This is a genomic window from Bartonella sp. PS7NMGDW (genome assembly GCF_042193585.1).
In the GTDB taxonomy this organism is placed as follows: Bacteria; Pseudomonadota; Alphaproteobacteria; order Rhizobiales; family Rhizobiaceae; genus Bartonella; species Bartonella grahamii.
In genome coordinates this window covers 1-1,091 of sequence record NZ_JBHILX010000086.1, presented here as the reverse complement: position 1 = coordinate 1,091, position 1,091 = coordinate 1, and the positions used below count along the sequence as shown (strand labels likewise).

Sequence of the window (1,091 nt, the reverse complement as noted above, 5' to 3'; positions counted from 1 at the left end):
CACCCAATTCAGATGAATCTTTCTTGTTGACGCTATATTCTGATCATTGTGCATATATAAAACGCATTCCAATTGATTGGATTGTACAACCTGTAAAGACAAAACTCTAACACCCCAAAACCAGTCTTTTAACACAAGCGTGATTCACGCCACGGGTGAATTGTACGCAAATCAAGGAAATAAACCATGGAAAAAAAATACGAACTTACTGATGAAACAATTGAAGTTGATGGCAAAACTCTCCACCGCATTCGTGCTTTAAGGGATTTTGATGATGTCAAAAAAGGAGATCTTGGTGGTTTTATTGAAAAGGAATATAACTTAGGTCATAAAGGTAATTGCTGGGTGTATGATGATGCCAAGGTGTATGAAAGCGCTACCATTTTTCATAATGCTAAGATATTTGATGGCGCTTGTATTAGTGGAAATGCTTCAGTTTATTCTGATGCACAAGTTTACAGTCGTGCTGTTGTTTACGGTAATGCAGAGGTTTCTGGTAGTGCACATGTTTTTGGTGATGCTGTTGTTCGCGACAAATCTCATGTTTGCGGTGATGCAGAAGTTTACAATGACGCACGTATTTATGGTGACGCAACAGTTTTTGAGAATGCACGAATAAAGAATAGTGCCAAGGTTTACGACAATGCTCGTGTATATGGGAACGCAATAATTTGTGGTCCTGCTCTCATTTATAACAATGCTAAAGTTTATGGTGATGTCATTATATCATGCTCCAATTTCACGTATGAGGATGATGTTAATTATGGAAATGTTGAGATTTTTGGAGATGCAAAAGTTTATGATAGTGCTCGCATTTATGACGCAGTCAAGATTTTTAGAAATGCCGAAATTCGTGGATTAGCTAATATTCGCGGAAACACGAGAATTCCTCAAGACATAAAAATTTAACAACCAACCAGCCTTTTAACAGATGCGTGATTCACGCCACGGGTGAATTGCGCGCAATGTAGGAAATCAAGATGACAAATTCCACTTTTTTAAAAGAAATGGCAGGAAAATATGGATTTTCTGCTGAAGAATTTCGAGAAACAATCATAAAAACTTGTATTGGATATAAAAATGCTAGTGTC

Annotated in this window: 1 protein-coding gene and 1 pseudogene; both read left to right on the top strand. The window is 37.1% G+C overall.

All coding sequences use genetic code 11. The annotated features are described in order from the left end of the window. The first annotated feature begins 186 nt into the window (after positions 1-186). Positions 187-909 carry a hypothetical protein gene (locus tag ACFIKJ_RS09400; RefSeq protein ID WP_375627067.1) on the top strand — a complete coding sequence of 241 codons (723 nt, stop codon included), beginning with the start codon at positions 187-189 and terminating at the stop codon, positions 907-909. 71 nt (positions 910-980) lie between these two features. After that, a pseudogene (locus ACFIKJ_RS09395) lies at positions 981-1,091 on the top strand (recombinase); the annotation flags it as partial.

Coding starts and splice junctions, on each gene's coding strand:
- ACFIKJ_RS09400 (WP_375627067.1), top strand. CDS start 187: ATGGAAAAAAAATACGAACTTACTGATGAAACAATTGAAGTTGATGGC.